The sequence below is a fragment of the Stutzerimonas sp. C6.4V genome (assembly GCF_058536345.1).
The window spans coordinates 636,540-663,116 of sequence record NZ_JBZUBM010000001.1; the positions used below are offsets into that span (position 1 = coordinate 636,540).

The following is a 26,577-nucleotide window of genomic DNA, read 5'->3' on the forward strand; positions in this document are numbered from 1 at the left end:
TCTTGATCAAGTGAGGATTGTAATGGACGAGAACAAGAAGCGTGCCTTGTCAGCGGCTTTGGGCCAGATCGAAAAGCAGTTCGGTAAGGGCGCGGTCATGCGCATGGGCGATCATGATCGTCAGGCGATCCCCTCCATCTCCACCGGCTCGTTGGGCCTGGACATCGCGCTTGGCATCGGCGGCTTGCCGAAAGGCCGAATCGTTGAAATCTACGGTCCGGAATCGTCGGGTAAGACCACCTTGACCCTGTCAGTCATTGCCGAAGCCCAGAAGCTGGGCGCCACCTGCGCCTTCGTCGACGCCGAGCACGCGCTTGATCCGGACTACGCCGGCAAGCTCGGCGTCAACGTTGACGACCTGCTGGTTTCGCAGCCGGATACCGGTGAACAGGCGCTGGAAATCACCGACATGCTGGTGCGCTCCAATGCCGTTGACGTGATCATCGTCGACTCCGTGGCGGCCCTGGTGCCCAAGGCGGAAATCGAAGGCGAGATGGGCGACACCCATGTGGGTCTGCAGGCCCGCCTGATGTCCCAGGCGTTGCGCAAGATCACCGGTAACATCAAGAACGCCAATTGCCTGGTCATCTTCATCAACCAGATCCGCATGAAGATCGGCGTGATGTTCGGTAGCCCGGAAACCACCACCGGCGGTAATGCGTTGAAGTTCTACGCCTCGGTCCGTCTCGACATCCGCCGTACCGGTGCGGTGAAGGAGGGCGACGAAGTGGTTGGTAGCGAAACCCGCGTCAAGGTAGTCAAGAACAAGGTGGCGCCACCGTTCCGTCAGGCCGAATTCCAGATCCTGTACGGTAAGGGCATCTACCGTAATGGTGAGGTTATCGATCTGGGTGTACAGCAGGGCCTGGTCGAGAAGTCGGGTGCCTGGTATGCCTACAAGGGCAGCAAGATCGGCCAGGGCAAGGCCAACGCTGCCAAGTACCTCGAGGAGAACCCGGAAATCGGTCGGGAGATCGAGCAGCAGATCCGCGACAAGCTGCTGGTGGTTGCGGCCAATACCAAGGCCAACCCTGTGACTGAAGACCTGGCCGAAGCCGATCTCTAATCTGTATGCCGGTTGTGCTTGATAGCCCGGCCGCTGTGCGGCGGGCTGCAATGGATCTCCTAGCCCGTCGCGAGCATGGTCGCATCGAGCTGAGCCGCAAGCTGCGTTCACGCGGCGCACCGGACGAACTCATCGAGCCTGCACTGGACAAGCTGGCTGATGAGGGGCTGCTCAGCGAGGCTCGCTATCTGGAAAGCTTCGTTCGGATGCGTGCGAATGCCGGCTACGGCCCCCTTCGAATACGTGAGGAGTTGGTCCGGCGTGGCGTGCCCCGGGAAATGGTCGAGCAGGCATTGCGTAGCAGCGGTTATGACTGGAACGTCCAGCTGCATGAGGTCTGGTTGCGCAAGTTCGGCGAATTACCTGGCGATCAGCGCGAAAGAGCCCGACAGGGCCGCTTTCTCAGTTATCGCGGCTATCCCCTGGAGCTCATCGGTCGTCTTTTGCGGGGCGGCTCGATCGATTGATCTGGCCGCACCAGCGTTCACCTTCGCTTGGGCACTAGAAACTCGCTCGCCCTAGCTGAGATTCAATCATCTGGCCGCAGTGACGCTGCCCAGTGTTCTTTCGCGTTGATGAAGTCGGTGAGCTGTCGCAGGCGGCCATGGTCCCTGCCATTGAATACAAAGCTCAGCCGTGGTAGCGCCTGCAGCTCCGGCTCATCCAGTTCCATTTCACAGCACGCCTGCTGCTCGAAATGGCCCTCCAGGCACAGGTCAGCAAAGCTTTCGTTCATGAACGTCATTGCAGCGTCGGTCAGCACATGGTTCATGCGCATGACAAAGCGGTCCTTGAGCCAGCGGCTCGAATGGAAATTCCCGTAGAAATGATTGATCTCAGCTGCAGCGTCCTCGGCGTTATCAACCAGGCGTACCAGCCCCATGTCGCTGGGGAGGATGTAGCGGTTGTCTTGTAGCTGATTGCGTACGAAGTCCAGCATGTCCTTCCAGAACGAGCCGCCTGGTTCGTCCAGCAGGACGATGGGCACGAGCGGGCTCTTGCCCGTCTGGACCAGGGTCAGAACCTCAAGGGTCTCGTCCAGCGTGCCGAACCCACCCGGGCATAGCACTAGCGCATCGGCTTCCTTGATGAAAAAAAGTTTGCGCACGAAAAAGAAGTGAAAAGACAGCAGATGGTCGGTGCCGTCCACGGTGGAATTGGCGTGTTGCTCGAAGGGTAGGGTGATGTTCAGGCCGAGGCTGTTATCTGTGCCGGCGCCTTCGTGCGCAGCCGCCATGATGCCTCCACCTGCGCCGGTGATGACCATGAGGTCGTATCGTGCCAGCGTCTGTCCGAGTTCACGGGCGAGGCCATAGAGTGGGTGCTCAACCGGCGTGCGCGCCGAGCCAAAAACAGTGACCTTGCGGCGTCGCTTGAATTGATCGAGTCGGCCGAACGCATGCTCCATTTCCCGCATGGTCTGCAAGAGGATCTTGGCATCCCAACGGCTCCGATCCGCCTGGGCCATGCGCATGACGGTCACGAGCATCTCGCGATAGAGGGGCTGGTTCTGACTGGCCGGAGGGACAACAAGCGCAACCAGCTCGTCGAGTTTTTGGTTCAGGTCAGCACTGCTGGTCTTGAAATGTCTCGACAGATAATGGTCCGGTTCAAAAGGCATATCAGGTTCTCTTTTTTCATCATGGACCTGGCCATCGATTAGCAGGCCGTTGAAAGCGATGTCCGGCAAAGCAGGTGGTTTCGAGCTGCTCGGCCTTGGTGCCATTTTGCACTGGGCATGCGTAAAACAGTCGGACGTCCCAGCGTTCAGCGGGGCCGCAGGAACCTTTAGCGAAGATCTCCGGTTACGACGCGGCTGTAGATGCCGTCATGCGGCTCACCTACTCGCTGTTGCGCCTGCGCTTCAGAGCGCGATGCGATCGCCAGGTTCCGGAATCTGGGCATTCAGTCCCTGACGTTCCTTCAGGGCTTGCTGCAATACCAGCATTTTTTCGAGCTCGCCGTGGACCAGGTAGAGCTCAGGCTGCGGTTGGAAATTGTCGATCCATTCGATCAGCTGAGACTGACCTGCATGGGCTGAGAACCCGCCGAGCGTATGAATCCGGGCCCCAACGGCGATGCGCTGATGCAGCAACTTGACGGTCTTTGCTCCGTCGACCAGTGCTCGTCCCAGGGTGCCACTAGCCTGAAACCCCGGTATCACCACATGGCATTCCGTGCGCCAGAGGTTGTGCTTGAAGTGGTGGAGAATTCTACCGCCACTGCACATGCCGCTCCCGGCAATGATGATCGCGCCGCTCTTGAAGCGATTGATGGTCATCGATTCTTCGGGGGTGGGGGTAGTTTTGAGTATGGGAAGCCATTTCTCGAGGCGACGGCAGCCGTCCTGCTCCGGGCTGGTAAGGCTGATGTCCAGCTGTTCGCTAAACGATGAATAGATGGAATTGGCGCCGATCGCCATTGGGCTGTCGAGGAAAACGGCCTGTTGAGGCAAGCGGCCTTGCTGATAGAGCTGCCCTAGATAGTAGATCAGGTCTTGAGTGCGACCAACGGCAAAAGACGGCATCAGCACGTTTCCGCCGTCTTTGTGTGCTTGCTGAAGTATTCCCGCGAGCTCTTCAATGGTCGCCTCGTGGTCACGATGATCCCGATCGCCATAGGTGGATTCCATCGGTACCACATCTGCTTCGCGTAGCGCTGTTGGCGCATGCATCAGGGGCGAGGTGTCATTGCCCAGGTCGCCTGAAAATACCAGTCGACTCTGCCGGTCGAAGTCGACGATATCCATCTGAACGATCGCCGACCCGAGAATATGCCCTGCATCGAAGAAGGTCACGGTGATACCCGGTGCTGCCTCGAAAACCTCAGCATACGCGTGCGGGGTGCGCTGTTTCAGCATGCGCTCGGTGTCCACGCGTGTATAAAGCGGCTTGACTGCCGGCTTGCCGAGCCGCGCACGCCACTTGTTTTCCCATTCGGCATCCTTTTCCTGAATGCTCGCCGAATCCAGAAGCATCAGCTCGAGTAATTGGCAGGTAGCAGCCGTGGCGTGGATCGGTCCCCGATAGCCAGCTGCGACCAGCCTTGGGAGAAGTCCGCTATGGTCGATATGGGCATGAGAAATCACCACGGCGTCGATGGCTGCAGGATCAAAAGCAAAAGCGGCCCGGTTGCCTGCTTCTTCTTCCCGCCGCCCTTGATGCATGCCGCAGTCCAGCAGTACGCGTGCGCCGCCATGGGTCTCGATCAGGTAGCACGAGCCGGTGACCTGCTGGATGGCACCGAGAAAACTGAGCAAAGCCATAAACGTCCCCACCTTTACGAATAGGTTCAGGGTGCCGGTTCGGCTATGTTCGCGTCTTGACGCATATCAGGAAGCGTCGCTGGTTGTTGGCCTGGCTTCAGTGCCTGTCTTGCTGCGATCGCGTGGTTGCGAGGAGGGCATCAGGCAAGGCGCAGGACAAGGTTGCCCATGACCGGGGCGATGAGCGCAGTGACGACCTGATCGGCTATCTCCGGCCCAACGCCTTTGGAAGGTATCGGTCTGCGACCCTCGATCAACAATCGCTAGCGCGGTAGCGCTCGGTGGTGATGGGCTTCTTGCTTTGGTACTCGCTGAACTCGAAGCGCAGCACTGCGCCTTGGCTCATCAGTTCGCGTAGTCCTTGATTGTTGCAGACGCTGGCAGCCAGTTGCGAGCGGACCTGCTTTGGATTGTCACGCATCTGTGCCGCATGCCGGGGCTGCACGCTTAGATGATTGACCAACTGGTTGCCATCGACGCTGTAACCTTCGTCAAGCAAGTCCGAATTGATGGCGCGTGGCGTGCCGATGCTGCTTTCGCGTGCGACCTTTTCCAGCAACTGGTCGAGCGGCTGGTCCTGTGCGGAGGCGTTGTGGACGAAAGACAGAGCGAGGCAAAGCGGGACGAACGGTATCAGACGGTGCATGGTGATCTCCTGGTGACTGCCGTCGTTCGACCGACCACTGACAGGGCGGTTCAGTGACCTGCTTCGCGCCGCGGGAAGGCTGGTAGACTGCCTGCCCATTCGCAATGAGCCGCCACCGCCATGCCTCATGCTGTAGCCCGGTTGCGGGAAGCGCGTCTCGCGCGTAGCACCAAGCCGTTCATTGCCCGTGGTTCACGCACGCCTCGTTGCGGACGCTGCCGTGTTGCCATCAGCCATTGCCTGTGCAATTTGCGTCCGGAAGTTGAAGCCAGCAGTGCGGTGTGCCTGATCATGCACGACATCGAACCGTTGAAGCCGAGCAATACGGGCTGGTTGATCGCGGATATCGTGACGGACACACATGCGTTCACCTGGGCGCGCACGGGTGTCGATCCAGCCTTGCTGGCATTGCTGGCTGACCCGCAATACCAGCCGTACGTGGTATTTCCCGGCGAATATGCGCAACCCGAGCGCGTGGTCTGTTCCGTAACCCCGGAGATTCAAACGCGGCCCCTGTTCATTCTGCTCGATGCCACCTGGACCGAAGCGCGCAAGATGTTTCGCAAGAGTCCTTATCTCAAACATCTGCCCGTGCTGAGCTTGCAGGCCGAGGTGCTGTCCCGTTACCGCTTGCGGCGGTCCACGCGCAGCGAGCATTTGTGCACCGCTGAGGTGGCCGCACTGTGCCTTGGCCTGGCTGGGGACGCAAAGGCTTCCGCAGCGCTCGATGCCTGGCTCGATGCCTTCACCGATCATTACCTGGGCGCCAAGCATCAACGCCAGCCCGATCCGAACGATGTCGTGCATCAGACGCTGGCGGCGTTTGCAACCTGCTGAGCGGCCAGTGCTAGGGCTTGGCGGGTTGAGCTTTTTCGGCTGCCAGAACAGCGGCTGGCTGGCGCGGCCAGAGTTGGGCAGCGAGCATTCCACATAACATCAGCGCACAGCCTATGTAGCCTCGCAGGCTAAGGCTTTCATCAAGAAACAGGGCGCCCGCGATGGCTGCGAACACTGCTTCGAGCGACAGGATGATCGCAGCGTGCGAGGCGATCGCATGCTTTTGCGCAACCACTTGCAGGGTGTAACCCACACTTACCGCAAACACGCCGCCATAGATCAACGCCGGGACAGCCAGCCAGATTGCGTTGAGGCTCGCCTCCTCGAACAGCGCTGCAAGCATCAGGCTGATCACGGCGCAGGTTACGAATTGAATGAAGGCCAGACGGATCGCGTCATGCCGTCCCACGAAAAAGCTCACAAGCAAAACATGAAGGCCCCAGACAAAGGCTCCGGCAAGCTGGATCCAGTCCCCGGAGGCCACCTGGAAGTCTTCATCGATGCTCAGCAGCGCCATGCCAAGTACGGCGAGGATGGCGCCGAGCCAGGTTCCCAGGCCGGTCCTCTGCCCAATGATCAAACCCAGCAGGGGGACGACGATGACGTAGAGACCGGTGATGAAGCCTGAGTTGGTGACACTGGTAAACAGCAGGCCAACCTGCTGCAGATTGATGCCCAGGGTCAGGGCCAGGCCCATGCACAGGCCGCCCAGCAGTAGGCTGCGCTGCAAGAAGGGTTCGTGTCGGGCCGCGCCGCGGCCCTGGCGCAGCACCAGTGGCAGCAGGACGATCGCACCCAGCATGAAGCGCAGGCCGGTAAACAGATAGGGCCCGATATAGTCCATGCCAATTCGCTGAGCGACGAAGCCGGACCCCCATATCATGGCGGTCAGTAGCATCAGAAAGTCGGCGCGAAGGGCTTGGTTACGCATGGAGGATGCTCGGCGGAGGGCAGCCGGAAACTTTGCACCAAACCGACGTGCTTGACCACCTTTTGCATGGGCGCCATGCTTGCGCCGCTCTTTTTGTAGGCCGGCGATCGAAATTCGGGTGGTGGCGCGATATCATCACATCGGCCCCGAGCTATGGTTCGGGTTCTTGCCGACGTCGTCGGGATCGGCTCTGCCGATGCAAGCGCCAATAAAAACTATAGGTCTGCCCATGGCTGCTTACGAAATCCTCATTGCCGATGATCACCCCCTTTTTCGCAGCGCGTTACAGCAAGCCTTGACGCTTGGGCTGGGCGACGGCGTTCGGTTGTCGGAAGCAGCCAGCATCGCCGAGCTGGAGGCGCTCCTTAATCAGACGTCAGAGTGGGATCTGGTCCTGTTGGATCTGAACATGCCGGGCGCGTACGGCTTTTCCGGGCTGGTGCTGCTCCGGGGACAGTACCCGCAGTTGCCGGTGGTCATGATCTCGGCTCAGGAGGATGCTGCCGTGGTTGCCCGCTCACGGGAGTTCGGTGCCAGTGGTTTCATTCCCAAGTCCAGTTCGTTGGAAACCATTCAGCAAGCCGTGCGGGCAGTGCTCGACGGCGATGCCTGGTGGCCCAGCAACATTCAGGACGTGGCTTATGTGAGCCCGGAGGCCAAAGCCGCCAGCGAGGGCCTCGCCAGTCTTACACCCCAGCAGTTCCGCGTCCTGACGATGGTCTGTGATGGCCTGTTGAACAAGCAGATCGCCTACGAGCTGAACGTCTCCGAGGCGACCATCAAGGCACACGTGACGGCGATCTTCCGCAAACTGGGCGTACGTACGCGCACCCAGGCGGCGTTGTTATTGCAGCAGATGGGTTCCATTCCAGTCGGTTGAGGCGCCTTATCAGGCGATGGTCGGCAATACGATCTGGTCGCTGCGGCGAACGCCTGCAGTCAACGCGCGACACTGCTCAATAAATTCACGCATCGCGGCGGTCCGGTATTTCAGCGAGTGCCAGATGAAGTAGAACTGTCGGGTCAGGTCCAGTTCGGGTGTTTCGACTGCCACGAGGCTGCCCCGGCGGAACGCGTCGCGCAGAGCCAGGCGCGAGATGCAACTGATCCCCAGTCCCGATTCGACTGCCCGCTTGATCGCTTCGGTGTGTTCCAGTTCAAGCCGAATGTTGAGCTTTGCCGGATGATGGCGCATGGCATGATCAAACGTCAGCCGAGTCCCCGATCCTTGCTCTCGAAGGATCCAGGCTTCGCGCAAAAGCGCATCCAGGCTCACATCCTTCCGGCCGGCGAGCGGATGCTGGGGAGCGCAGAACACTACCAGCTCGTCCTCGATCCAGGGCGACACTTCGATATCGGGGTGGCGGCAATCTCCCTCGATCAGACCTAGATCAAGTTCATGTTGCGCAACCTGCTGGACAATATGTGCGGTGTTCTGGACGTGGAGCTTTACCCTGCATTCCGGATGGCGTTGCATAAAGCTGCCTATCAGCAGGGTTGCCAGATAGTTGCCTATGGTGAGCGTCGCGCCGACGCTGAGTGAGCCGAACCCGGTCTTGCCCGCCAGCAGGTCCTCTATGGCTTTGGCCTGGTCTAGCAGGCCAACCGCCTGAGGCAATAGAAGGTGACCCATTGCATTCAGCCACAACCGCTTGCCGGCGCGGTCGAACAGTTGGCAACCGGATTGTCGTTCGAGCTCGGCCAGGGATGTACTGGTCGCCGATTGTGACAAGGCGAGACTCTCCGCAGCACGTGAGACGCTTTCATGGCGCGCGAACGCGACGAACACCTGAAGCTGGCGTAAAGTGAAATGCATATCTATATAACCGATAACATATATCGTTAATATTCGTTTAACGGATATTAACGGTGACTATACACTGCCGCAAATGTCGACGCGCGGAACGCGCGCTAGAAGGGGAACACCTACATGAGCAACCTGAACGTCGAGCGAGTCCTCAGTGTGCATCACTGGAACGACACGCTGTTCAGTTTCAAGACCACCCGCAACCCGGGCCTGCGCTTTGAAAATGGCCAGTTCGTGATGATCGGCCTGGAAGTCGAGGGGCGACCCCTGATGCGTGCGTACAGCATTGCCAGCCCCAACTACGAGGAGCATCTCGAGTTCTTCAGCATCAAAGTTCAGGACGGACCCTTGACGTCACGGCTGCAGCACCTCAAGGAAGGCGACTCCTTGATGGTCAGCCGCAAGCCAACCGGCACCCTGGTGCTGGGCGACCTGCTGCCAGGCAAGCATCTCTATCTCTTGAGTACGGGAACCGGTCTGGCGCCGTTCATGAGCGTGATCCAGGACCCGGAAACCTACGAGCGCTTCGATAAGGTCATACTGGTTCACGGCGTGCGCTACGTGAACGAGGTGGCCTATCAGGAATTCATTACCGAGCATCTGCCACAGAACGAGTTCTTTGGCGAAGCGGTGAAGGAAAAGCTGATTTACTACCCGACGGTTACTCGAGAGCCATTCAGGAATCAGGGGCGGCTGACCGATCTGATGCGCAGTGGCAAACTGTTCGCCGACATCGGCTTGCCGCCGATCAATCCCGCGGACGACCGCGCCATGATCTGTGGGAGTCCAAGCATGCTGTCTGAAACCAGTGAAGTACTGGACAGTTTTGGACTCAAGGCTTCGCCGCGGATGGGTGATCCGGGGCATTACCTGATCGAACGAGCCTTTGTCGAGAAATAGGTAGTCAGTGACAAAGCCAGGCCGGTTGGCGCGATGCGCCTGCCGGCCTTTTTCATATATAGACGCTACAGCACTTCTTGAATTTCTGGCCGCTGCCACAGGGACAAGGGTCGTTACGGCTGGCTTTAAGCGGGACGGTCGGGTCGATGAAGTACCAGCGCCCGTCTTGCTGCACGAACGCTGAACGCTCGTGCTGAGCATGCTCACCCGCCCGATCATGCCAGCGGGCCGTAAAGCTGACCAACGCATGCTCCGGCTGGCCACCCAGCAGCTGGCTGCTTTCGACCTCCAACCCTAGCCAGGTACTTGTCACGCTCCAGTCCCTCATCGACTGCAGATCCAGAGCATCTTGCTGGGCGGGCAGGGTCGTTGCTCGCAGGTAATCAACCAGACCCAGCACATAGGCGCTATAGCGTGAGCGCATCAGCTGCTCTGCGCTCGGGGCTGGAAGCCCGGCGTGATACCGGCCACAGCACTGCGAAAGCAGGTTCCCACTACCGCACGGGCAGCTGGTCGCTTGGAAGGGTTCGCTGATCACGGTCGAGTCACCACCAGTATTTGCCAAACATCTGCGGATTGGCCCAGAACTTCGCATTAAGCCAGTCCGGAACCTGCTTGTAATCCAGCAGGTCGTAGGTGAAGAGGGTCAAGGTCTGTTCGTCACGTTCAAACCGAGCACTGACCTGCAGGGCCAGGGCGTAAAAATCCGTCGCCTGCCAGTCGCAAGCATCCAGATCAACCAGAACCGCCATGCGACTGGCATTGAGGTTGCGGAGTCCGCCCAGCAGCTGCAGGCCGTCTCGCTTGGGCAGCTGTTCCAGGCAATCGGCTATCAGTGCAAGGTCGTACCGGCGACTCGTCAGGCCATCGGGGAGCGGGGCAGTTTGCGCTCGAGTGACCTCGCTGCCAGGGTGGCTGCGGGAGAAGGCATCGACGGCAGGCAAGTCACTATAGCCAACGTGCAGCAGCCGTGCCGGAGCATATTGCTGCAGAAGCACGGCTAGTGCCTGTTGTGGACTTTCGGGTGAGAAGGTTGCGATCAAGCCGGGATCCTCATTGTCAGGCGCAGAGCACGGGTTCGAGCAGTGCCAAGTTGCCTGGCCAAAGCGTAAAGACTAGCGCGGCGACGCGTGCCGGCCTAGTCTCGATATAACTGGAGTCGCTTATGCTCGTCCGCATGGCGCTCTGGCCGATCCCACTTTAGGAGGCTTTACCGATGAGTAGCTTACGGACAGCAGTACCCGTGATTGTAATGACCACCTTTCTGGCAGGCTGTGCAGGGGTGCAGAAGCAGGATTGGCCCAGCTGTGCGGCTGTCGGCGGTGTAACCGGTGCCGCGCTGGGTGCGATTGAAAGCAGCACCTATACCGGTTATGGCGCGTTGATTGGTGGCGGTATGGCTGCGGCGTATTGCTGGGCTAACGGTACCGAGCAGGAAACGGTGGCCGTGGTAGAGACCGTGGAGCCAGCACCGGTGACCGAGCCCGAGCCTGAGCCAGTCCTGGAAGCGGTACGGGTCGAGCTGGACGTGAAGTTCGACTTCGACAAGGCTACCGTCCGTGAGGACGCCTACGACGATATCGAAGTACTTGCCGATTTCATGAAGCAGTACGGGCAAACTTCGACGACCGTGGAAGGCCATACCGACTCTGTTGGTACCGATGCCTACAACCAGCGCCTTTCCCAGCGCCGGGCCCAGGCGGTTCGTGACGCACTGGTTGAGCGCTACGGTGTCGAGGCCAACCGTCTAGAAGCCATTGGCTACGGTGAGTCGCGGCCAGTCGCTGACAACTCGACTGAGCTGGGTCGAGCCATCAACCGTCGCGTTGAGGCTTCGGTCGAAGCTCGTCCTTAACGGCTGGTTGGAAACAAATGAACCGGGCGACAGCCCGGTTTTTTCGCGGTTATCAGAACAAGGGACGAGCGCTCGCCAGAACCACTACAGCCATCCCCAGCAATAGATTCACGCCAACCAGCTTTCGGATCTGTCCGAGAGCGGCACCACCATCCGGCCAGTTCTGCGCCGCAACGGCGCGCTTCAGCGGCGGCAGATGCAACAGCTGGATGCGAAGAAAAAGTGCCAGCATCACTACGAACAAACCCGCCATGACGTGCACGTAGCGCGGTGCAGCCTCCATGCTGCCGAATTTGATGTGCCACATGCCGATACCGCTTATCGGCAGAACCAGAAGCGTCGCCCAGACCCACGCAAAGAACCGGCGAAATACTTCGACCCAAAGCGTCAGCCGCTCAGGCGCCTGAAGTCCCGAAACGGCGGCGGGGCGCAGCACCATCCAGGCGAAGAACATACCGCCCACCCAGACCACAGAGGCCAGTACGTGAAGCGAGTAGAGCAGAGCGAAAGGGGTCATCTAGGAAATCTCCGGTGGCGGATGGCTGAGCGCGCGTTATCATAGCCACCCGCTCGGAATACTGAAAATATATACAGCTCGCGCCCATGCTTAGCACCGAACTCAAGACCCAGATCCAGGGCGCCTATTCAAGCTTTCTCGAGGCCAAGGGGTTGAAACCTCGTTATGGCCAGCGCCTGATGATTGCGGAAATCGCGAAAGTTCTCGGTGCGATAAAGGCCGACGACGAAGGGCGCCGCGACGGGGAGCCCGCTGTGGTGGCTGTCGAGGCGGGCACCGGCACCGGCAAGACGGTCGCCTACAGCCTGGCGGCCATTCCGACGGCCAAGGCTGCCGGCAAGCGCCTGGTCATCGCCACTGCAACTGTCGCGTTGCAGGAGCAGATCGTCCACAAGGATCTGCCGGACCTGATGCGCAACAGCGGGCTGAGTTTTTCTTTTGCGCTGGCCAAGGGTCGTGGTCGCTACCTCTGCTTGTCCAAACTCGATGTACTGTTGCAGGAAGGCCAGGCGCAAAGCGCTACGGCTCAGCTTTTCGAGGAAGAGGGGTTTCGCCTCGATGTGGATGAGCGCAGCCAGAAGCTGTTTGGCAGCATGATCGAAAAGCTTGCCGGCAATCGCTGGGACGGAGATCGCGACAGCTGGCCCGAAGAGCTTGCCGATCCTGATTGGGCAAGGCTGACGACAGACCATAGCCAGTGCACCGGACGGCATTGCCCAAACTTCCAGCAATGTGCGTTCTACAAGGCGCGGGAAGGGATGACCAAGGTCGACGTCATCGTCACCAACCATGACATGGTGCTTGCCGATCTTGCCCTCGGTGGCGGTGCTGTCCTGCCTGACCCGCGCGACACACTTTATGTGTTCGATGAAGGGCACCACCTTCCGGACAAGGCCATCGGCCATTTTGCCCACTTCACACGGCTGCGCTCTACTGCTGACTGGCTCGCGCAAGTAGAAAAGAACCTGACCAAGCTACTAGCGCAACATCCTCTGCCAGGTGACCTGGGGCGCCTGATCGAGGCCGTTCCTGAAATCGCTCGCGATTTGCGAAGCCAGCAGCAGTTCATGTTCAGCGCCTGCGAGCAACTGGCCGACTTCAAGGCTGGCGAAGACATGGAGGGCAGGGAGAGGCCACGCCACCGGTTTGTCGGCGGTGTCGTGCCGGAGCACCTGATCGAACTTGGCGTCGAGCTGAAGAAAGGTTTTGCCAGACTGACAGATCTGTTCACGCGTCTGGCAGAGCTGCTCAAGGAGGCCATGGATGGCGAGGCGGGTGTCGGCATCGCCAGCCATCAGGCGGAGGAATGGTATCCACTGTTCGGCAGTCTGCTCACCCGCGCGCAAGGCAACTGGGAATTGTGGACAGCGTTTACCGTCGATGATCCGGAGGACAGCCCGCCCATGGCACGCTGGCTGACCCTGGCCGACGGCGGAGCGCTGTTCGATATCGAGGTCAACGCCAGCCCGATTCTCGCCGCCGAGACATTGCGGCGAAACCTGTGGAACGTCTGCTATGGCGCGCTGGTGACCTCTGCAACCCTCACGGCACTGAACAGCTTCGACCGTTACCGGATGCGGGCTGGGTTGCCCCGCTGTGCGGTGACGGCGGTTGTGCCGAGCCCGTTCCATCATGCCGACGCCGGCGTGCTGCGGGTTCCCAATCTCAACGCCGATCCGCGTGATGCAGCCGCGCACACCGCTGCGATTGTGCGAGATCTACCGCACCTGGTCGAAGGCTCACGTGGCACGCTGGTGCTGTTCTCGTCGCGCAAGCAGATGCAGGACGTCTTCGATGGACTGGAGCGCGAATGGCGAAGGCGGGTGCTGATCCAGGGCAATCTGTCGAAACAGGAGACGCTGAACAAGCACAAGGCCCGGGTCGATGACGGCCAGGAAAGCGTATTGTTCGGGCTGGCCAGTTTCGCTGAAGGCGTCGATCTGCCAGGCGCATATTGTGAACATGTGGTGATCGCCAAGATTCCCTTTGCGGTACCGGACGATCCGGTCGAGGCGGCGCTTGCCGAATGGATCGAGGCGCGTGGTGGCAATCCGTTCATGGAAATCGCCGTGCCGGATGCATCGCTGCGGTTGGTACAGGCATGCGGGCGGTTGCTGCGTACCGAAGAAGATCGGGGTTCCATTACGTTGCTGGATCGCCGCGTCGTCACCCAGCGCTACGGCAAGGCTATCCTCAACGCGTTGCCACCCTTTCGACGAGAGATCGGCTAGCGCCTAAACTCCTTGCCGCTTTCAATCACCATTCGGTTGACTGATGGGATTGCCCATCGTCTTCCTAACGGTTCCCTTGGCCCGTTGTGGCGAGGAAGATACCGGGAACAACAACTTCCAAAAGGGCGTGAACGTGCAGATCCAGGGTTACTTCGATCTTCGTTTCGAGCAGGTCAGGGACAGGTTCGCCGAACTATTCGAACAGACACAGCAGCGGGGCGCCGCGCTGTGCGTAAAGATTGCCGGTGAAACGGTAATCGACCTCTGGGCAGGCGTAGCTGACAACGCTGGCGAGCAGCTCTGGGAAACTGACACCCTTGTCAATCTGTTCTCCTGCACCAAGACCTTTACCGCCGTCGCGGCATTGCAGCTGGTGGACGAAGGCAAGCTGCAGCTCGATGAACCCATCGCGCGGATCTGGCCCGAGTTCGCGGCCAATGGCAAACAGGCCGTCACGCTGCGGCAATTGCTCAGCCATCAGGCAGGCCTCCCGGCGATCCGTCAGCCACTGCCCGCCGAGGCCCTGTATGACTGGGACGTCATGACGGCTGCGCTGGCCGCGGAAAACCCATGGTGGACCCCGGGCGAGAACCATGGTTATGCGGCGATCACCTACGGTTGGCTGCTGGGCGAGGTGATTCGCCGTGCCGATGGACGCGAGCCGGGGCAAGCCATCGTTGCTCGAACTGCCCGGCCGCTGGGGCTCGACTTTCATATCGGTCTGGCCGATTCCGAGTTCGATAGGGTCGGCTACCTGACCCGGCAAAAGAACAATTTTGGCGACGCGGCTGCGCAGCGCCTGTTCCGCGCGATGACTGGTGATCCAGCCTCGCTGACTGCTCGGGCATTCACCAACCCGCCCTCGATCATGAACAGCGGCAACAAGCCGGAATGGCGGCGCATGTCGCAACCTGCTGCCAACGGGCACGGTAACGCACGCTCGTTGGCGGGCTTCTATGACGGGCTGCTCAAAGGCGAGCTGCTCGACCCGGCACTGCTGATGGAAATGACACGCGAACACTGCTTGGGCGAGGATCGCACCCTGCTCACGCGGACACGCTTTGCCCTTGGCTGCTGGTTGGACCAGCCGGATGTGGAGAACGCAACCTTCGGCATGGGCGTGGGCAGCTTTGGTCATCCCGGAGCAGGTGGCTGCATCGGTTTCGCTGATCCGCAGCGCGACCTTGCGTTTGGGTTTGTCACCAACACCCTGGGACCCTATGTGCTGATGGACCCTCGGGCCCAGGCGCTGGCACGCTCGGTAAAGACCTGCCTGGGCTGAACCGCTCGTCTAATTGCCATGCGGCGACTTTTCATAACAATGACCTGCGTCCACAATTTCAAGCGAATCCTTGCTTTAAGCTGCAGACCGATCCGACGTGGCCTGCCTGGCGTAACCTTTCATTAACGGAACCTGTTGCATGAACCTGCTGAAGCGCGCCTCCCTGATCCTTTGCATGGCCATTGCTGGCTGTAGTTCAACAAGCGAGAAGCCGGTCGAAGTGGTGGTGCCTGCGCAGCCGATAGTCGATCAGGCCTGGCTCGATGACTATGAGCCGCGCCTGCGCGATGCGGTGAAAAACAGCAGTTTCGAACTTGAGCGTCGTGATGGATTGCTGATCGTCACCGCGCCGGTCGATGCCTCTTTCAATCCTGATCGTCCTGGCATGCTTCTGCCTGTTACGCTGGGCCCGATCAGCCGGGTAGCGAAGCTCGTCGAAAACGACGAAAAGACCGCCGTGGTGGTGTTGGGGCACGCCGACAGCACCGGCTCGGTGGATATCAACCGTGACATCAGCCGTAAGCGGGCCGGTGCGATCGCGGCGATCTTTCGTCTTAGCGGTTTGAAACACGACCGGCTGCGGATTCGCGGCTTGGGTTCGGATATGCCGCGCGCCTCCAACGAGCATGAAGAAGGGCGCGCTTTGAATCGCAGGGTGGAGATGGTGCTGGCCCCTCAGGCAACGCTGCTGTCGCTGATAGCTCAATACAGCGAGACGCCAGCCACACCGACCCAGGTCGCCACTGCGGAAGTAGCCAAGGCCAAGTGAATCACCGGCACCGATCAGCTTTGCGCTGAATCAAGCAAGGACGAGCAACAAAGCGGTTAAGCTCATGTATCGACTGATACAGGAAGCCCTGCGATGACACAGACCCTGGCGGACATGCGCCGCGATTACACCCGTGAAGGACTCAGCGAAGCGAATGCACCGGACGAGCCGTTCAGCCTTTTCCGGCAATGGTTCGACGATGCCCTGCAGACCGAGCAATCGCCTGTCGAGCCGAATGCCATGACGCTGGCAACCGTCGACGCCGAAGGACGGCCGCACTGTCGAGTGTTGTTGCTCAAGGCGCTGGATGAGCATGGGTTTACTTTTTTCAGCAACTACGACAGCGCCAAAGCAGAGCAGCTGGAAGCCTGCCCGTTTGGGGCGATGACGTTCTTCTGGCCTAGTCTCGAGCGCCAGGTGCGCATCGAAGGGCGAATGGAAAAGGTCAGTGCCGCTGAGTCGGACGCCTATTACCAAATGCGCCCGCTAGGCAGTCGTCTCGGGGCCTGGGCATCACCGCAAAGCCGAGTGATTCGCGACCGCGCCGAGCTCGAGCGACTGCTTGCCGAGACTGAGCAGCGTTTTCTCGACACGGCTCCACACTGCCCGCCGCACTGGGGCGGGTATCGCTTGTTGCCCGACCGGATCGAATTCTGGCAAGGGCGCCCGAGTCGTCTGCATGATCGACTCAATTACCGGCGGGTTGCCAGCGCTTGGCAGCGCGAGCGCCTGGCGCCCTGAACGTCGGCCAGCCCTGTTGGTAAATCTGCACCTGGAGGCTGGACTCCTGGCCTCCGCCTCCTTATCGATTGGCTTCGTATTGCTCCAGCTCGCGCTCCAGCCAGGCCTGAAGATCGCGCCGCTTGACCTTTGCTGCTCGAGCTTGTCCCAGTCGCTGCAGTACCCAGTCGCGCCTGTCCGGATCCTTCCCTGCCAGTGACAGGGCCAGGTCACGATCAGCCCAGCGCCTGAAGCGGACAAACAGCCAGCCATGAAATGCCAACCCAGCAAGGGTGGTGACAGCGATGATGAAGTAATCCATGTATGGGTCTCTGTGCGGTTTGAACAGGCTTACTGCATGCGATGCGGGATAGCCTCGCGTAAAGTACGGTCCTAGTTACTGAATGCTGAGTCAGGCCGAGGTGGTTGCCAAGCAATCAATTGCCGCGGCCGACTACACCGTCGGGATCACTACTCGTTTCCCTGGAGGGTACAGATGCGCAACTCCATCGTTGCTGTTTCGTTTATCGCCGTGACGCTTGCCGTGAGCGGCTGCACATCAAATCTTACGGGCGATAGCTATTCGCGTGATGAGGCCCGAACTGTCCAGACGGTGCGTTATGGCACGATTGAATCCTTGCGTCCGGTCAAGCTCGAGGGCACCAAGACTCCGATCGGTACGGGGGCGGGTGCTGTCGTCGGCGGTATTGCCGGTAGCGGGGTTGGTGGCGGTCGAGGCAGTGCCGTTGCGGCCGTAATCGGTGCGCTTGCTGGTGGCATGCTCGGCTCGGCAGCTGAAGAGGGCATCACCCGCACCCAGGGCGTAGAAATCACCGTTCGAGAGGATGATGGCAATATGCGCGCCTACGTGCAGGAAGTAGAGCCTAATCAGGTGTTCCAGGTTGGGCAGCGTGTGCGAATCATGACTGTGAACGGCACCAGTCGTATCGCACCCTGACGTGCGGGCGGCAAACGCGGCCATCACCGGGGAGATGTCCGCTTGCGAAGCAGAGTGAGCTGCATCCTGCGACAGCTGCTTGCCGAGCCCCCTTGGAGCCAGGCGTGAGTGTAGGCGTAGCCTGGCTGCCGCCGGAAGGCAGCTGGAGCCGCGTCTTTTTCGTGTTTGGAAATACATCAAATCATGACGTTAGAGCGGTCGGCATGGATAATCCACGCACACCGCCGTGCCTCTTTGGGCTGAAATGAGGTGTACCAAGGGATATAACTGCCGTGCTCTTGCGCGGCTATAGGGGTTTTTGCTCATGGCGCTTGCGCTGATAATTGCTCTGCCGTTTCTGGGGATCAGCCTGCCGCTGTTGCTTGAGCGTTTCGGAAGATCCGCCTGCGCATTTGGTGCGGGCCTGGCGCCATTGATCGCATTGGTACTGCTGTTATCCAAACGCGAGGCCGTATTTGGCGGAGACACCGAAGTACTGGTGTTGCCCTGGCTTCCCGAGTTGGGGTTGAACCTTAGCCTCAGGCTGGACGGCCTGGGCTTTCTCTTCGCCCTGTTGATCCTTGGGATCGGCCTGCTTGTCATCCTTTACGCGCGTTACTACCTGTCAAAGAGCGAGCCCATGGGCCGATTTTTCGGCTTCTTCCTGATGTTCATGGGCGCCATGCTTGGTGTAGTGCTTGCTGAAAACCTGCTGTTGATGTTGATGTTCTGGGAGCTGACCAGTCTTTCGTCGTTCCTGCTGATCGGCTTCTGGAATCACCGCTCGGATGCGCGACAGGGTGCGCGGATGGCGCTCGCGATTACCGGCGGTGGCGGTCTGGCCCTGCTGGCCGGAATTCTGCTGATCGGTCATATCGTGGGTAGCTTCGAACTGAGCGCCGTGCTTGCATCTGGCGATCTGATCCGCTCCAGCGCGCTCTACCCGATCACCTTGATCCTGGTATTGCTGGGCGTTTTTACCAAGTCGGCGCAGTTTCCTTTTCACTTCTGGTTGCCACAGGCCATGGCGGCCCCGACGCCAGTTTCCGCCTTTCTACACTCGGCAACCATGGTCAAGGCAGGCGTGTTCCTGCTGGCGCGGCTGTACCCGGCATTGGCGGATTCGGAATGGTGGTTCTATCTGGTCAGCCTGACCGGACTTTCGACCTTGCTGCTGGGCGCTGTGATGGCGCTTTTTCAACATGATCTGAAAGGCTTGCTGGCCTATTCGACCATCAGCCACCTGGGGCTGATCACGCTGCTGTTCGGTCTCGATTCGGAGATGGGTGCGGTGGCGGCCATCTTCCACATCATCAACCACGCAACGTTCAAGGCCTCGTTGTTCATGGCTGCGGGGATTATCGATCATGAGACCGGAACGCGGGACATGCGACGCATCAACGGGATGCTCAAATACATGCCGCACACGGCTGCGTTGGCCATGGTTGCGTCGTTGGCGATGGCAGGCGTGCCGCTGCTCAACGGCTTCCTGAGCAAGGAAATGTTCTTTGCGGAAACGCTCGATCAGCATCTGCTCGGCAGCTTCTACTGGACGATTCCCGCGCTCGCAACGCTCGCCAGCGCTTTCTCGGTGGCCTACTCGCTGCGTTTCGTACATGACGTATTCTTCAATGGCGAGCCGGTCGACCTGCCCAAGTATCCGCCCCATGAGCCGGCACGCTACATGAAGATCCCGGTGGAGATCCTTGTCCTGCTCTGCCTGCTGGTCGGCACTCTGCCAGCCTACACGGTGGCGCCATTGCTGGCCGCGGCAGTCGCGGGCAGCCTCAACGGACCGGTGCCCGAGTACAGCCTGGCCATCTGGCACGGCTTCAACCTGCCGCTGGCCATGAGCTTTGTCGCCCTGGGTGGTGGCCTGCTTATCTATTCGATGCGCAAGTATGCGTTTCGCTGGTACGAGGGCTTGCCGCGTGTCGATTCGCTGCAGGTGTTTGCCCGCGTTGTCAGCGACATTGCTGGTGTCGCCCGCTGGGTTACCGAGCGGCTCGAAAATGGGTCTCTGCAGCGCTATCTGGCATTGATGCTGCTGAGCTCACTGATACTGGTGGTTTACGCCCTGACCCCACTCGAAGCGCTGCACGGACCCGTCGGGCTCACACCGCTGGATGGTATTACGGTATTGGGCCTGGCGCTCCTAGGATTGTCCTCGGTGCTGACCGTGATCTTCCACCGCAGGCGTCTGATGGCACTGATGGTGCTCAGTGTGGTGGGGCTGTTGGTTTCGCTGGTGTTTGCTCGTTTTTCCGCTCCCGATCTGGCCCTGACCCAGCTGTCTGTCGAGGTGGTGACGATCATCCTGCTGATTCTCGCACTGTTCTTCATGCCGGACCGTACACCCGTTGAATCCAGTAGCCTGCGCAGCTTCCGCGACCTGGTACTGGCCGCGACCTTCGGCACCATGGTCGCCTTGCTGGCCTACGCAGTACTTACGCGTCCCTACGACAGCATCGCGTCGTTCTTCCTCGAGAACAGCGTGTCCGGGGGCGGCGGGACCAATGTGGTAAACGTCATTCTGGTGGACTTCCGCGGCTTCGATACGCTGGGTGAAATCGCTGTGCTGGCGATAGCTGCGGTAGGGATCTACGGCCTGTTGCACGGGTTGCGCTTGCCCCACCCGGTCCGCGATTACGGTGGCCGGCTGTGGTCGACGGATCGGCATCCCATGGTGCTGGACACGCTGTCGCGTGCGCTCTTGCCGATGGCATTGCTGGTCTCGGTATTCATCTTCCTGCGTGGGCATAACCTGCCCGGTGGCGGTTTCATTGCCGGCCTGATCACTGCAGTCGCATTGATACTGCAGTACATCTCGCACGGTGTCGTCTGGGCGCAGCAGCGTCAGCCGTTCAGCTACCACGGCATGGCGGGGCTGGGCGTGCTGATCGCTGGACTGACCGGACTGGGTAGCTGGGTATTCGGCCGCCCGTTCCTGACGTCGGCCTTCGGCCATTTCCATCTTCCGCTGATCGGTGAGTTCGAACTGGCTACCGCGATGATCTTTGACCTGGGCGTTTACATGACGGTGGTGGGGGCAACGTTGTTGATTCTCGCCAACATCGCCCATGTCAGTCAGGACGAGTCGTGCAAGGAGGTGCTCTGATGGAGGCTGTGTTTGCGATTACCCTGGGCGTGATGATGACCAGTGGTGTGTATCTGCTGCTGCGGGCGCGCATCTTTCCAGTTGTTATGGGGCTGACCCTGATTTCATACGCAGTGAACCTTTTCATCTTCGCCATGGGGCGTCTCAGTACCGGTGCGCCGGCGGTAATCGGACAGAGCGCCGAGTACGGGGATCCCTTGCCGCAGGCATTGGTATTGACGGCGATTGTCATCGGTTTCGCGATGACCGCCTTCGTGGTGATTTTGGCGTTGCGTGGTCTAGGCGAGCTGCGGACCGATCATGTAGACGGGCGGGAGCCGCGCGAATGAATCATGCGTTGATCCTTCCGATCCTGTTGCCGCTGTTTGCCGGTTGTGTGCTGCTGTTGACTCATCGCCGAGCTGAGCAGTTCAAGCGCGTGCTTTCCGTCAGTGCGACCTGGCTGCTCTTGCCACTGACGCTCTGGTTGCTGACGCAAGCCGATTCCGGTGTGCTGTCTGTGTATCGCCTGGGCGACTGGCCGCCACCGTTCGGCATCATGCTGCTGCTTGATCGTCTGAGTGCGCTGATGTTGCTGGTGACTGCTATCCTCGCTGCCTTTGCAGTGCTGTATGCCTCACGAGGTGATGACGGGCGCGGGCCTAACTTTCACGCTTTGTTCCAGTTTCAGCTCGCAGGAATCAATGGCGCTTTTCTCACCGGCGATCTGTTCAACCTGTTCGTCTTCTTCGAGATCCTGCTGATTTCGTCCTACGCCTTGCTCCTGCACGGGCACGGTGCGAAACGGGTCCAGGCGGGGATCCATTACGTCGTGTTGAACCTGCTGGGCTCCTCACTTTTTCTCATCGGCGTCAGCATGCTCTATGGGCTGACCGGGACCTTGAACATGGCCGACCTGGCGGTTCGGGTGGGTGCGGCCGATCCTGCCGAAGCGCCTCTTTTGGCTGCGGCGGGTTATCTGCTGTTGGTGGTCTTTGCGTTGAAGGCAGCCATCTTGCCGTTGTACTTCTGGCTGCCGCGAGCCTATGCCAGTGCCACGGCTCCCGTCGCCGCGCTTTTTGCGATCATGACCAAGCTTGGCCTGTATGCGATTGTGCGGGTGTTCACGCTTGTTTATGGCAGCCAGGCAGGTGTGCTGACCGACATGGCGCTCGACTGGCTATGGCCACTTTCGATGCTCACCCTGGCCGGCGGCGTTCTGGGAGCGCTTGCGGCTCGCAACCTGCAGATACTCCTTTCCTATCTTGTTGTGGTGTCGGTAGGCACGCTGCTGGCAGGGGTTGCGCTGGGAACGCTGGAAGGCCTTGCCGCCGCCCTGTATTACCTCATCCATAGCACCTTGGTCGCCGGCGGTCTGTTTCTTCTTGCTGATGTCATTGCCAGGCAGCGGGGCGATAGCGCTGCGGAACTGATCTCGGCGCCCGCGCTGCGACAGCCGCTGATGCTCGGCGCCTTGTTTTTTGCCGGGGCGATATCGGTGGCCGGGCTGCCACCTTTCTCGGGGTTTCTTGGCAAGGTGATGTTGCTACGCGCTGTCCCTCCCGGCGTCGATGCCAGCCTGCTCTGGCCGGTGGTATTGATTGGTGGGCTGGGTATGGTGCTCGCCCTGGGGCGTGCCGGAAGCATGATCTTCTGGCGCTCGAGTGACGCGGCAAGCGTCGGCAAGCCGGCAGATCCTGTCCGTTTGGCAGCGAGCTTTGGTCTGTTGTTTGGTAGCGTGTTGCTTGTACTCGCAGCCAATCCGATCCACGTCTATGTCCAGGCGACAGCCGCACAGTTGTTCGATCTTGGTCCCTACCTGCAGATCATCCAGGGAGGTGCCGCTTGAAGTCACGCATCCTGCCCAACCTGCCTTTGACGCTTCTGCTTGCGGCGCTCTGGTTGCTGCTTAACAACACCGTCAGCCTGGGCCACATCTTGCTCGGCCTGTTCCTGGGTTGGGCCATTCCGCTGCTGGTTGGCGGCTTTCTCATCGATGTCCCTGCGGTACGTCGCCCGATGATGCTCTGCCGCTTCACGGCAAAGGTCTTCTACGATATTGCCGTGGCCAACCTTCATGTGGCGAAGCTGGTGCTCGGCCCGCGCGGAAATCTGCAGCCGGCTTTCATCGAGGTACCGATGGCTATCGAGCATCCTTTCGTCCTGGCGGTGCTGACCAGCATCATCTCGCTGACCCCGGGTACGGTATCCGCCTCGTTGCGAGCCGACCACAGGGTGCTGTTGATACACGCGCTGGACGCCCCCGATATCGAAGCCGTAGTGGCCGAGGTGAAGAACCGTTACGAAACGCCGTTGCTGGAGATATTCGAATGCTCTCGTACGTGATTCCCCTGTGCATGGCAATCATCGGACTTGCGGCGCTATTGAACGTGGTCCGTCTGGTTCAAGGGCCCGACATGCCCGACCGGGTGCTGGCCCTCGATACGCTGTACATCAATGCGTTGGCAATGATTGTTCTGTTCGGGATCTGGTTGGCTTCCGATCTCTTCTTCGAAGCTGCGCTGCTCATCGCGGTCATGGGCTTCGTCAGCACCGTGGCAGTAGGCAAGCACCTGCTCCACGGCGACATCATCGACTAAGGATCTGCCATGCCATTGCCATTCTGGGCCGAATTGTTGATTAGCCTGTTTCTCATAACAGGCAGCGTCTTTGCTTTGATTGGCGCGATCGGGCTCTACCGCCTGCCGGATTTCTTTACGCGTCTGCACGGGCCGACCAAGGCCACAACCTTGGGCGTAGGTGGGGTTGTCGTGGCGTCGATGATCTTCTTCAGCAACCAGGGGGATGGCATCAGCCTGCACGAAGTGCTGATAACTCTTTTCCTGTTTCTCACTGCGCCTGTCAGCGCGCATGTGCTGGCCAAGGCCGCGATGCAGCAAAAGCTGCCCTATACGGCCAGGACGCGCGGCAAACCCTGGGACTGACAGCCAACCTGGCGGCGCAATGCCGCCAGGACAGACCTCTCAGATGACGATGCTGCTCGGGGAAGGTTGATGCTCGTTGTCCTGGGACAGTTGCTTGATCATCGCCTGCTGCAGCTGGATGCACAGTTGCGGGTCGGACAGTGGCTGGTTGTCGGCCTGGGTCACGAAAAATACGTCTTCGACGCGTTCGCCCAGGGTGGCGATCTTGGCGTTTTGCACCGAAAGGTCGAAGTCCAGGAACAACTGTCCGATGCGCGCCAGCAAACCGGGCCGGTCAGGGGCGACGACCTCGATGATGGTCTGCGGCCGTTGCATGTCGTTGTGGATGGTGACTTGCGGTGGAAAGGCGAAATGCTTCAACTGCCGCGGCACTCGCTTCTGGATGATCGTCAGGTAGTCGTCCGGGTTGCGTAGCGCGGCGATTAGCCCCTGGCGAATCTCCTCGGTGCGCTCGGGATCGTTGCCGATGGGGCTACCGTCGGCGTCCAGCACGATATAGGTATCCAGCGTGAACTGGCTGCTTGAGGTGATGATCCGCGCGTCATGGATGTTCAGGTTCAACTGGTCCATGGCTGCCACCGTGACGGCGAAGAAGTCATGCTGGTCCGGGGCATAGATGAATATCTGCGTACCACCCTCGAACTCCCGCTGGGTGGTCTCCTTGATCAATACCAGCGGGCCGCCATCATCAGGATGTTCGATGATGGCCTCGGTATGCCAGGCCACATCGGCAGACGAGTGACGCATGAAGTAATCGTCGCCCAGTTGCGACCAGAGCTGCTCGGCGTCGTCCGGGTCGGTGCCATTGCGAACCAGGTTGTCGAGCGCGGCACGCTGGGTCTGGCGGATCTGCTCTTCCCGATCCAGAGGGTTTTCCAATCCGCGTTTGAGGGCGCGCTTGGTCTCGGTGTAGAGCTGGCGCAACAAGCTTGCTCGCCACGAATTCCACAGGGTCGGGTTGGTGGCGTTGATGTCCGCCACAGTCAGTACATAGAGATAATCCAGGTGCGTCTCGTCGCCGACTTGCTGGGCAAAATCATTGATCACCTGGGGATCCGACAGATCCTTGCGCTGCGCAGTGGTGGACATTGCCAGATGGTTCTCGACCAGCCAGACCACCAGGCGGGTGTCCCAGGCTGGAAGCTTGTGGCGTGCACAGAAGGCCTGGGCATCCACAGCGCCAAGCTCGGAGTGGTCGCCCCCACGGCCCTTGGCGATGTCGTGGTAAAGGCCGGCTATATAGATGAGCTCCGGCTTGGGCAGTCGTTCGACCAGCTTGCTGGCCAACGGATATTTTTCCGCCACGCCAGGCTTGCCGAGCTTGCGCAGATATTTGATGACGTTGAGTGTGTGCGCGTCGACGGTATAGATGTGAAAAAGGTCGTGTTGCATCTGGCCGACGATGTGGCCGAACTCGGGAAGGTAGCGCCCGAGAATCCCGTAGCGGTTCATTCGACGCAGGTTGCGATGGATGCCTTCCTTGCACTTGAACAGCTCGATGAACAGGCTGGTGTTGCGTATGTCGCTGCGGAACTCATCGTCGATCAGGTGGCGATGGTCGCGCAGCAGGCGAATGGTTTCGGCTCGGACACCTTGTATTTCCGGGTGCTGTGCGAGCAGCACGAATATCTCGAGAATCGCAAAGGGCCGACGCTTGAACACCGAGTCATCGGCGACTTCGAGGTAGCCATCGCGTAGCAGAAAACGGCTGTTGAGCGAGACGGCCGGTCCGGTCTCGCCGTCCCAGAGGATCACCTCGGCAAAATGCTGGCCGACCAGGTCGCTGAGCTCGGAGATGCTCATCACCACACGGTAATACTTCTGCATGAAACGTTCGATGGCGAGTTTGGCGTCGCTGTCCTCATAACCGAGGAGGGCGGCCAGGCTTCGCTGATGGTCGAACAACAGGCGGTCTTCGGCGCGTCCAGCAAGCATGTGGAGACCGTAGCGAACCCGCCAGATAAATTCCTGGCTGGACACCAGCAGGGCGTACTCGCCCTCGGTGAGAAACCCCTGGTCGACGATGGCGCTCAGGTTGAGGCTGCCAAACTGCCGCCGTGCGATCCAGAGAATGGTCTGGATATCGCGGAGCCCCCCTGGCGAGCCTTTTACGTTGGGTTCGAGGTTGTATTCGGTGTTGTTGTATTTCGAATGCCGGGCCGCCTGCTCGTTACGCTTGGCCAGGAAGAATTCCTTGCTGCTCCACATCTCGGACGGGCCGGTGACCTGGAGCATGCTTTGGCGCAACCGCTCGGGCCCTGCAATGGTGCGACTTTCCATCAGGTTGGTGATGACGGTCAGGTCCGCGCGGGCTTCCTCGGCGCATTCGGCTACCGTGCGTACGCTCTGGCCAACTTCCAGACCGATGTCCCAGAGCAGGGTCAGGAACCCTTCGATTGCGTTGCGGAATACCTCGTGATCACTTTCTTCAAGCAGAATCAGCAGATCGATATCGGAGTAGGGATGCAGCTCGCCGCGGCCGTAGCCGCCCACGGCAACCAGGGCGATATCGGTATCGGCACTCCGGTTGAATCGTTCCCAGGCCGCGCAAAGAATCTGGTCAACGAACCAGGCCCGGTCCTCGATCAGTCGACGAATATCTCCGCCGGCAAGGAAGCGTGCATCGAGTGCTTCGCGCGCCTTGCGGATAACCTTCTTGAACGCGGCAATAGGGCTGGCCTTGAGGGCAAGCTCCGCCTGGAACTGGCTAGGGTCGAAGAGCTCGGGGTCAACCTGAGGCATGGGTAGGCCCCTCCTTCATAGCAGCGAAAC

27 protein-coding genes are annotated in these 26,577 nt (G+C 59.9%); 17 read left to right on the forward strand and 10 right to left on the reverse strand.

The window, feature by feature from the left end:
• Nucleotides 1–22: 22 nt before the first annotated feature.
• Entirely contained in the window at nt 23–1,066 is a 1,044-nt protein-coding gene (gene recA, locus AC4LFW_RS03010) for a recombinase RecA (RefSeq protein WP_491817682.1), read from the forward strand.
• Nucleotides 1,067–1,071: 5 nt separating this feature from the next.
• A complete protein-coding gene (gene recX / locus AC4LFW_RS03015; RefSeq protein WP_491817683.1) occupies nt 1,072–1,533 on the forward strand; it encodes a recombination regulator RecX in 462 nt (153 codons plus the stop codon).
• A 62-nt stretch (nt 1,534–1,595) separates the two neighbouring features.
• Here the strand turns inward: recX and AC4LFW_RS03020 are convergent, their stop codons facing one another.
• The 3 genes from AC4LFW_RS03020 to AC4LFW_RS03030 all read right to left on the reverse strand — a co-directional run bounded on the left by AC4LFW_RS03020 (nt 1,596) and on the right by AC4LFW_RS03030 (nt 4,977).
• The gene (locus AC4LFW_RS03020) at nt 1,596–2,687 is read right to left on the reverse strand and encodes an LOG family protein (RefSeq protein WP_491817685.1); all 1,092 of its coding nucleotides are present in this window, start codon (nt 2,685–2,687) and stop codon (nt 1,596–1,598) included.
• A 243-nt stretch (nt 2,688–2,930) separates the two neighbouring features.
• Entirely contained in the window at nt 2,931–4,331 is a 1,401-nt protein-coding gene (locus AC4LFW_RS03025; protein ID WP_491817686.1) for an MBL fold metallo-hydrolase RNA specificity domain-containing protein, read from the reverse strand.
• A 253-nt stretch (nt 4,332–4,584) separates the two neighbouring features.
• Nucleotides 4,585–4,977 (reverse strand): PA3611 family quorum-sensing-regulated virulence factor, encoded by a 393-nt coding sequence (locus tag AC4LFW_RS03030; protein WP_491817688.1) that lies wholly within the window; start codon nt 4,975–4,977, stop codon nt 4,585–4,587.
• Between the two features lie 120 nt (nt 4,978–5,097).
• Between AC4LFW_RS03030 and AC4LFW_RS03035 the strand changes: the two genes are divergently transcribed.
• Complete coding sequence (locus AC4LFW_RS03035) at nt 5,098–5,814, forward strand: tRNA-uridine aminocarboxypropyltransferase (RefSeq protein WP_491817690.1); 717 nt, start codon at nt 5,098–5,100, stop codon at nt 5,812–5,814.
• Nucleotides 5,815–5,824: 10 nt separating this feature from the next.
• On the opposite strand, the gene AC4LFW_RS03040 is transcribed toward AC4LFW_RS03035, so the two are convergent.
• Complete coding sequence (locus AC4LFW_RS03040) at nt 5,825–6,745, reverse strand: DMT family transporter (protein ID WP_491817692.1); 921 nt, start codon at nt 6,743–6,745, stop codon at nt 5,825–5,827.
• 229 nt (nt 6,746–6,974) lie between these two features.
• Here AC4LFW_RS03040 and erdR point away from each other — a divergent pair, with 229 nt between their 5' ends.
• The gene (gene erdR, locus AC4LFW_RS03045) at nt 6,975–7,625 is read left to right on the forward strand and encodes a response regulator transcription factor ErdR (protein WP_491817694.1); all 651 of its coding nucleotides are present in this window, start codon (nt 6,975–6,977) and stop codon (nt 7,623–7,625) included.
• A gap of 9 nt (nt 7,626–7,634) precedes the next feature.
• Here erdR and AC4LFW_RS03050 read toward each other — a convergent pair whose 3' ends face one another.
• Nucleotides 7,635–8,561: a LysR family transcriptional regulator gene (locus tag AC4LFW_RS03050; protein WP_491817695.1), complete on the reverse strand. Its 927-nt coding sequence runs from the start codon at nt 8,559–8,561 to the stop codon at nt 7,635–7,637.
• Between the two features lie 114 nt (nt 8,562–8,675).
• On the opposite strand from AC4LFW_RS03050, the gene fpr reads away from it, so the two are divergent.
• Nucleotides 8,676–9,452, forward strand: a complete 777-nt coding sequence (fpr, locus tag AC4LFW_RS03055) for a ferredoxin-NADP reductase (RefSeq protein WP_491817697.1) — start codon at nt 8,676–8,678, stop codon at nt 9,450–9,452.
• A gap of 52 nt (nt 9,453–9,504) precedes the next feature.
• On the opposite strand, the gene AC4LFW_RS03060 is transcribed toward fpr, so the two are convergent.
• Nucleotides 9,505–9,990 (reverse strand): YchJ family protein, encoded by a 486-nt coding sequence (locus AC4LFW_RS03060; RefSeq protein WP_491817699.1) that lies wholly within the window; start codon nt 9,988–9,990, stop codon nt 9,505–9,507.
• A 7-nt stretch (nt 9,991–9,997) separates the two neighbouring features.
• Nucleotides 9,998–10,495, reverse strand: coding sequence for a DUF6231 family protein (locus AC4LFW_RS03065; RefSeq protein WP_491817701.1), 498 nt, complete (start codon nt 10,493–10,495; stop codon nt 9,998–10,000).
• 173 nt (nt 10,496–10,668) lie between these two features.
• Between AC4LFW_RS03065 and AC4LFW_RS03070 the strand changes: the two genes are divergently transcribed.
• Nucleotides 10,669–11,307, forward strand: a complete 639-nt coding sequence (locus AC4LFW_RS03070; protein ID WP_491817703.1) for an OmpA family protein — start codon at nt 10,669–10,671, stop codon at nt 11,305–11,307.
• A 52-nt stretch (nt 11,308–11,359) separates the two neighbouring features.
• Here the strand turns inward: AC4LFW_RS03070 and AC4LFW_RS03075 are convergent, their stop codons facing one another.
• Nucleotides 11,360–11,824 carry a CopD family protein gene (locus AC4LFW_RS03075; RefSeq protein WP_491817705.1) on the reverse strand — a complete coding sequence of 155 codons (465 nt, stop codon included), beginning with the start codon at nt 11,822–11,824 and terminating at the stop codon, nt 11,360–11,362.
• An 86-nt stretch (nt 11,825–11,910) separates the two neighbouring features.
• Here AC4LFW_RS03075 and dinG point away from each other — a divergent pair, with 86 nt between their 5' ends.
• The 4 genes from dinG to pdxH all read left to right on the forward strand — a co-directional run bounded on the left by dinG (nt 11,911) and on the right by pdxH (nt 16,847).
• Entirely contained in the window at nt 11,911–14,055 is a 2,145-nt protein-coding gene (dinG, locus tag AC4LFW_RS03080) for an ATP-dependent DNA helicase DinG (RefSeq protein ID WP_491817707.1), read from the forward strand.
• A 133-nt stretch (nt 14,056–14,188) separates the two neighbouring features.
• Nucleotides 14,189–15,337, forward strand: coding sequence for a serine hydrolase domain-containing protein (locus AC4LFW_RS03085; RefSeq protein WP_491820109.1), 1,149 nt, complete (start codon nt 14,189–14,191; stop codon nt 15,335–15,337).
• 139 nt (nt 15,338–15,476) lie between these two features.
• The gene (locus AC4LFW_RS03090) at nt 15,477–16,106 is read left to right on the forward strand and encodes an OmpA family protein (RefSeq protein ID WP_491817708.1); all 630 of its coding nucleotides are present in this window, start codon (nt 15,477–15,479) and stop codon (nt 16,104–16,106) included.
• Nucleotides 16,107–16,199: 93 nt separating this feature from the next.
• Nucleotides 16,200–16,847, forward strand: coding sequence for a pyridoxamine 5'-phosphate oxidase (pdxH, locus tag AC4LFW_RS03095; protein WP_491817710.1), 648 nt, complete (start codon nt 16,200–16,202; stop codon nt 16,845–16,847).
• 61 nt (nt 16,848–16,908) lie between these two features.
• On the opposite strand, the gene AC4LFW_RS03100 is transcribed toward pdxH, so the two are convergent.
• A complete protein-coding gene (locus AC4LFW_RS03100; RefSeq protein ID WP_491817712.1) occupies nt 16,909–17,148 on the reverse strand; it encodes a hypothetical protein in 240 nt (79 codons plus the stop codon).
• A gap of 174 nt (nt 17,149–17,322) precedes the next feature.
• Between AC4LFW_RS03100 and AC4LFW_RS03105 the strand changes: the two genes are divergently transcribed.
• From AC4LFW_RS03105 to AC4LFW_RS03135, 7 genes are all read left to right on the forward strand, one after another.
• Nucleotides 17,323–17,784, forward strand: coding sequence for an outer membrane lipoprotein (locus AC4LFW_RS03105; RefSeq protein ID WP_491817714.1), 462 nt, complete (start codon nt 17,323–17,325; stop codon nt 17,782–17,784).
• 304 nt (nt 17,785–18,088) lie between these two features.
• Nucleotides 18,089–20,881: a monovalent cation/H+ antiporter subunit A gene (locus AC4LFW_RS03110; RefSeq protein ID WP_491817716.1), complete on the forward strand. Its 2,793-nt coding sequence runs from the start codon at nt 18,089–18,091 to the stop codon at nt 20,879–20,881.
• Nucleotides 20,881–21,210 carry a Na+/H+ antiporter subunit C gene (locus AC4LFW_RS03115; RefSeq protein ID WP_491817717.1) on the forward strand — a complete coding sequence of 110 codons (330 nt, stop codon included), beginning with the start codon at nt 20,881–20,883 and terminating at the stop codon, nt 21,208–21,210. Before AC4LFW_RS03110 ends, AC4LFW_RS03115 begins: the two co-directional genes overlap by 1 nt.
• Nucleotides 21,207–22,709: a monovalent cation/H+ antiporter subunit D gene (locus tag AC4LFW_RS03120; protein WP_491817719.1), complete on the forward strand. Its 1,503-nt coding sequence runs from the start codon at nt 21,207–21,209 to the stop codon at nt 22,707–22,709. Before AC4LFW_RS03115 ends, AC4LFW_RS03120 begins: the two co-directional genes overlap by 4 nt.
• Entirely contained in the window at nt 22,706–23,206 is a 501-nt protein-coding gene (locus AC4LFW_RS03125) for a Na+/H+ antiporter subunit E (protein ID WP_491817721.1), read from the forward strand. The genes AC4LFW_RS03120 and AC4LFW_RS03125 overlap by 4 nt, the downstream gene beginning before the upstream one ends.
• Nucleotides 23,191–23,460 carry a K+/H+ antiporter subunit F gene (locus tag AC4LFW_RS03130; RefSeq protein ID WP_491817722.1) on the forward strand — a complete coding sequence of 90 codons (270 nt, stop codon included), beginning with the start codon at nt 23,191–23,193 and terminating at the stop codon, nt 23,458–23,460. The genes AC4LFW_RS03125 and AC4LFW_RS03130 overlap by 16 nt, the downstream gene beginning before the upstream one ends.
• A 15-nt stretch (nt 23,461–23,475) precedes the next feature.
• Nucleotides 23,476–23,805: a Na+/H+ antiporter subunit G gene (locus tag AC4LFW_RS03135; protein WP_491820110.1), complete on the forward strand. Its 330-nt coding sequence runs from the start codon at nt 23,476–23,478 to the stop codon at nt 23,803–23,805.
• Between the two features lie 39 nt (nt 23,806–23,844).
• On the opposite strand, the gene AC4LFW_RS03140 is transcribed toward AC4LFW_RS03135, so the two are convergent.
• Nucleotides 23,845–26,547 carry a [protein-PII] uridylyltransferase gene (locus tag AC4LFW_RS03140; RefSeq protein ID WP_491817724.1) on the reverse strand — a complete coding sequence of 901 codons (2,703 nt, stop codon included), beginning with the start codon at nt 26,545–26,547 and terminating at the stop codon, nt 23,845–23,847.
• Between the last annotated feature and the right edge of the window lie 30 nt (nt 26,548–26,577).

Coding starts and splice junctions, on each gene's coding strand:
- recA (WP_491817682.1), top strand. CDS start 23: ATGGACGAGAACAAGAAGCGTGCCTTGTCAGCGGCTTTGGGCCAGATC.
- recX (WP_491817683.1), top strand. CDS start 1,072: ATGCCGGTTGTGCTTGATAGCCCGGCCGCTGTGCGGCGGGCTGCAATG.
- AC4LFW_RS03020 (WP_491817685.1), bottom strand. CDS start 2,687: ATGCCTTTTGAACCGGACCATTATCTGTCGAGACATTTCAAGACCAGC.
- AC4LFW_RS03025 (WP_491817686.1), bottom strand. CDS start 4,331: ATGGCTTTGCTCAGTTTTCTCGGTGCCATCCAGCAGGTCACCGGCTCG.
- AC4LFW_RS03030 (WP_491817688.1), bottom strand. CDS start 4,977: ATGCACCGTCTGATACCGTTCGTCCCGCTTTGCCTCGCTCTGTCTTTC.
- AC4LFW_RS03035 (WP_491817690.1), top strand. CDS start 5,098: ATGCCTCATGCTGTAGCCCGGTTGCGGGAAGCGCGTCTCGCGCGTAGC.
- AC4LFW_RS03040 (WP_491817692.1), bottom strand. CDS start 6,745: ATGCGTAACCAAGCCCTTCGCGCCGACTTTCTGATGCTACTGACCGCC.
- erdR (WP_491817694.1), top strand. CDS start 6,975: ATGGCTGCTTACGAAATCCTCATTGCCGATGATCACCCCCTTTTTCGC.
- AC4LFW_RS03050 (WP_491817695.1), bottom strand. CDS start 8,561: ATGCATTTCACTTTACGCCAGCTTCAGGTGTTCGTCGCGTTCGCGCGC.
- fpr (WP_491817697.1), top strand. CDS start 8,676: ATGAGCAACCTGAACGTCGAGCGAGTCCTCAGTGTGCATCACTGGAAC.
- AC4LFW_RS03070 (WP_491817703.1), top strand. CDS start 10,669: ATGAGTAGCTTACGGACAGCAGTACCCGTGATTGTAATGACCACCTTT.
- AC4LFW_RS03075 (WP_491817705.1), bottom strand. CDS start 11,824: ATGACCCCTTTCGCTCTGCTCTACTCGCTTCACGTACTGGCCTCTGTG.
- dinG (WP_491817707.1), top strand. CDS start 11,911: ATGCTTAGCACCGAACTCAAGACCCAGATCCAGGGCGCCTATTCAAGC.
- AC4LFW_RS03090 (WP_491817708.1), top strand. CDS start 15,477: ATGAACCTGCTGAAGCGCGCCTCCCTGATCCTTTGCATGGCCATTGCT.
- pdxH (WP_491817710.1), top strand. CDS start 16,200: ATGACACAGACCCTGGCGGACATGCGCCGCGATTACACCCGTGAAGGA.
- AC4LFW_RS03100 (WP_491817712.1), bottom strand. CDS start 17,148: ATGGATTACTTCATCATCGCTGTCACCACCCTTGCTGGGTTGGCATTT.
- AC4LFW_RS03105 (WP_491817714.1), top strand. CDS start 17,323: ATGCGCAACTCCATCGTTGCTGTTTCGTTTATCGCCGTGACGCTTGCC.
- AC4LFW_RS03110 (WP_491817716.1), top strand. CDS start 18,089: ATGGCGCTTGCGCTGATAATTGCTCTGCCGTTTCTGGGGATCAGCCTG.
- AC4LFW_RS03115 (WP_491817717.1), top strand. CDS start 20,881: ATGGAGGCTGTGTTTGCGATTACCCTGGGCGTGATGATGACCAGTGGT.
- AC4LFW_RS03120 (WP_491817719.1), top strand. CDS start 21,207: ATGAATCATGCGTTGATCCTTCCGATCCTGTTGCCGCTGTTTGCCGGT.
- AC4LFW_RS03130 (WP_491817722.1), top strand. CDS start 23,191: ATGCTCTCGTACGTGATTCCCCTGTGCATGGCAATCATCGGACTTGCG.
- AC4LFW_RS03140 (WP_491817724.1), bottom strand. CDS start 26,547: ATGCCTCAGGTTGACCCCGAGCTCTTCGACCCTAGCCAGTTCCAGGCG.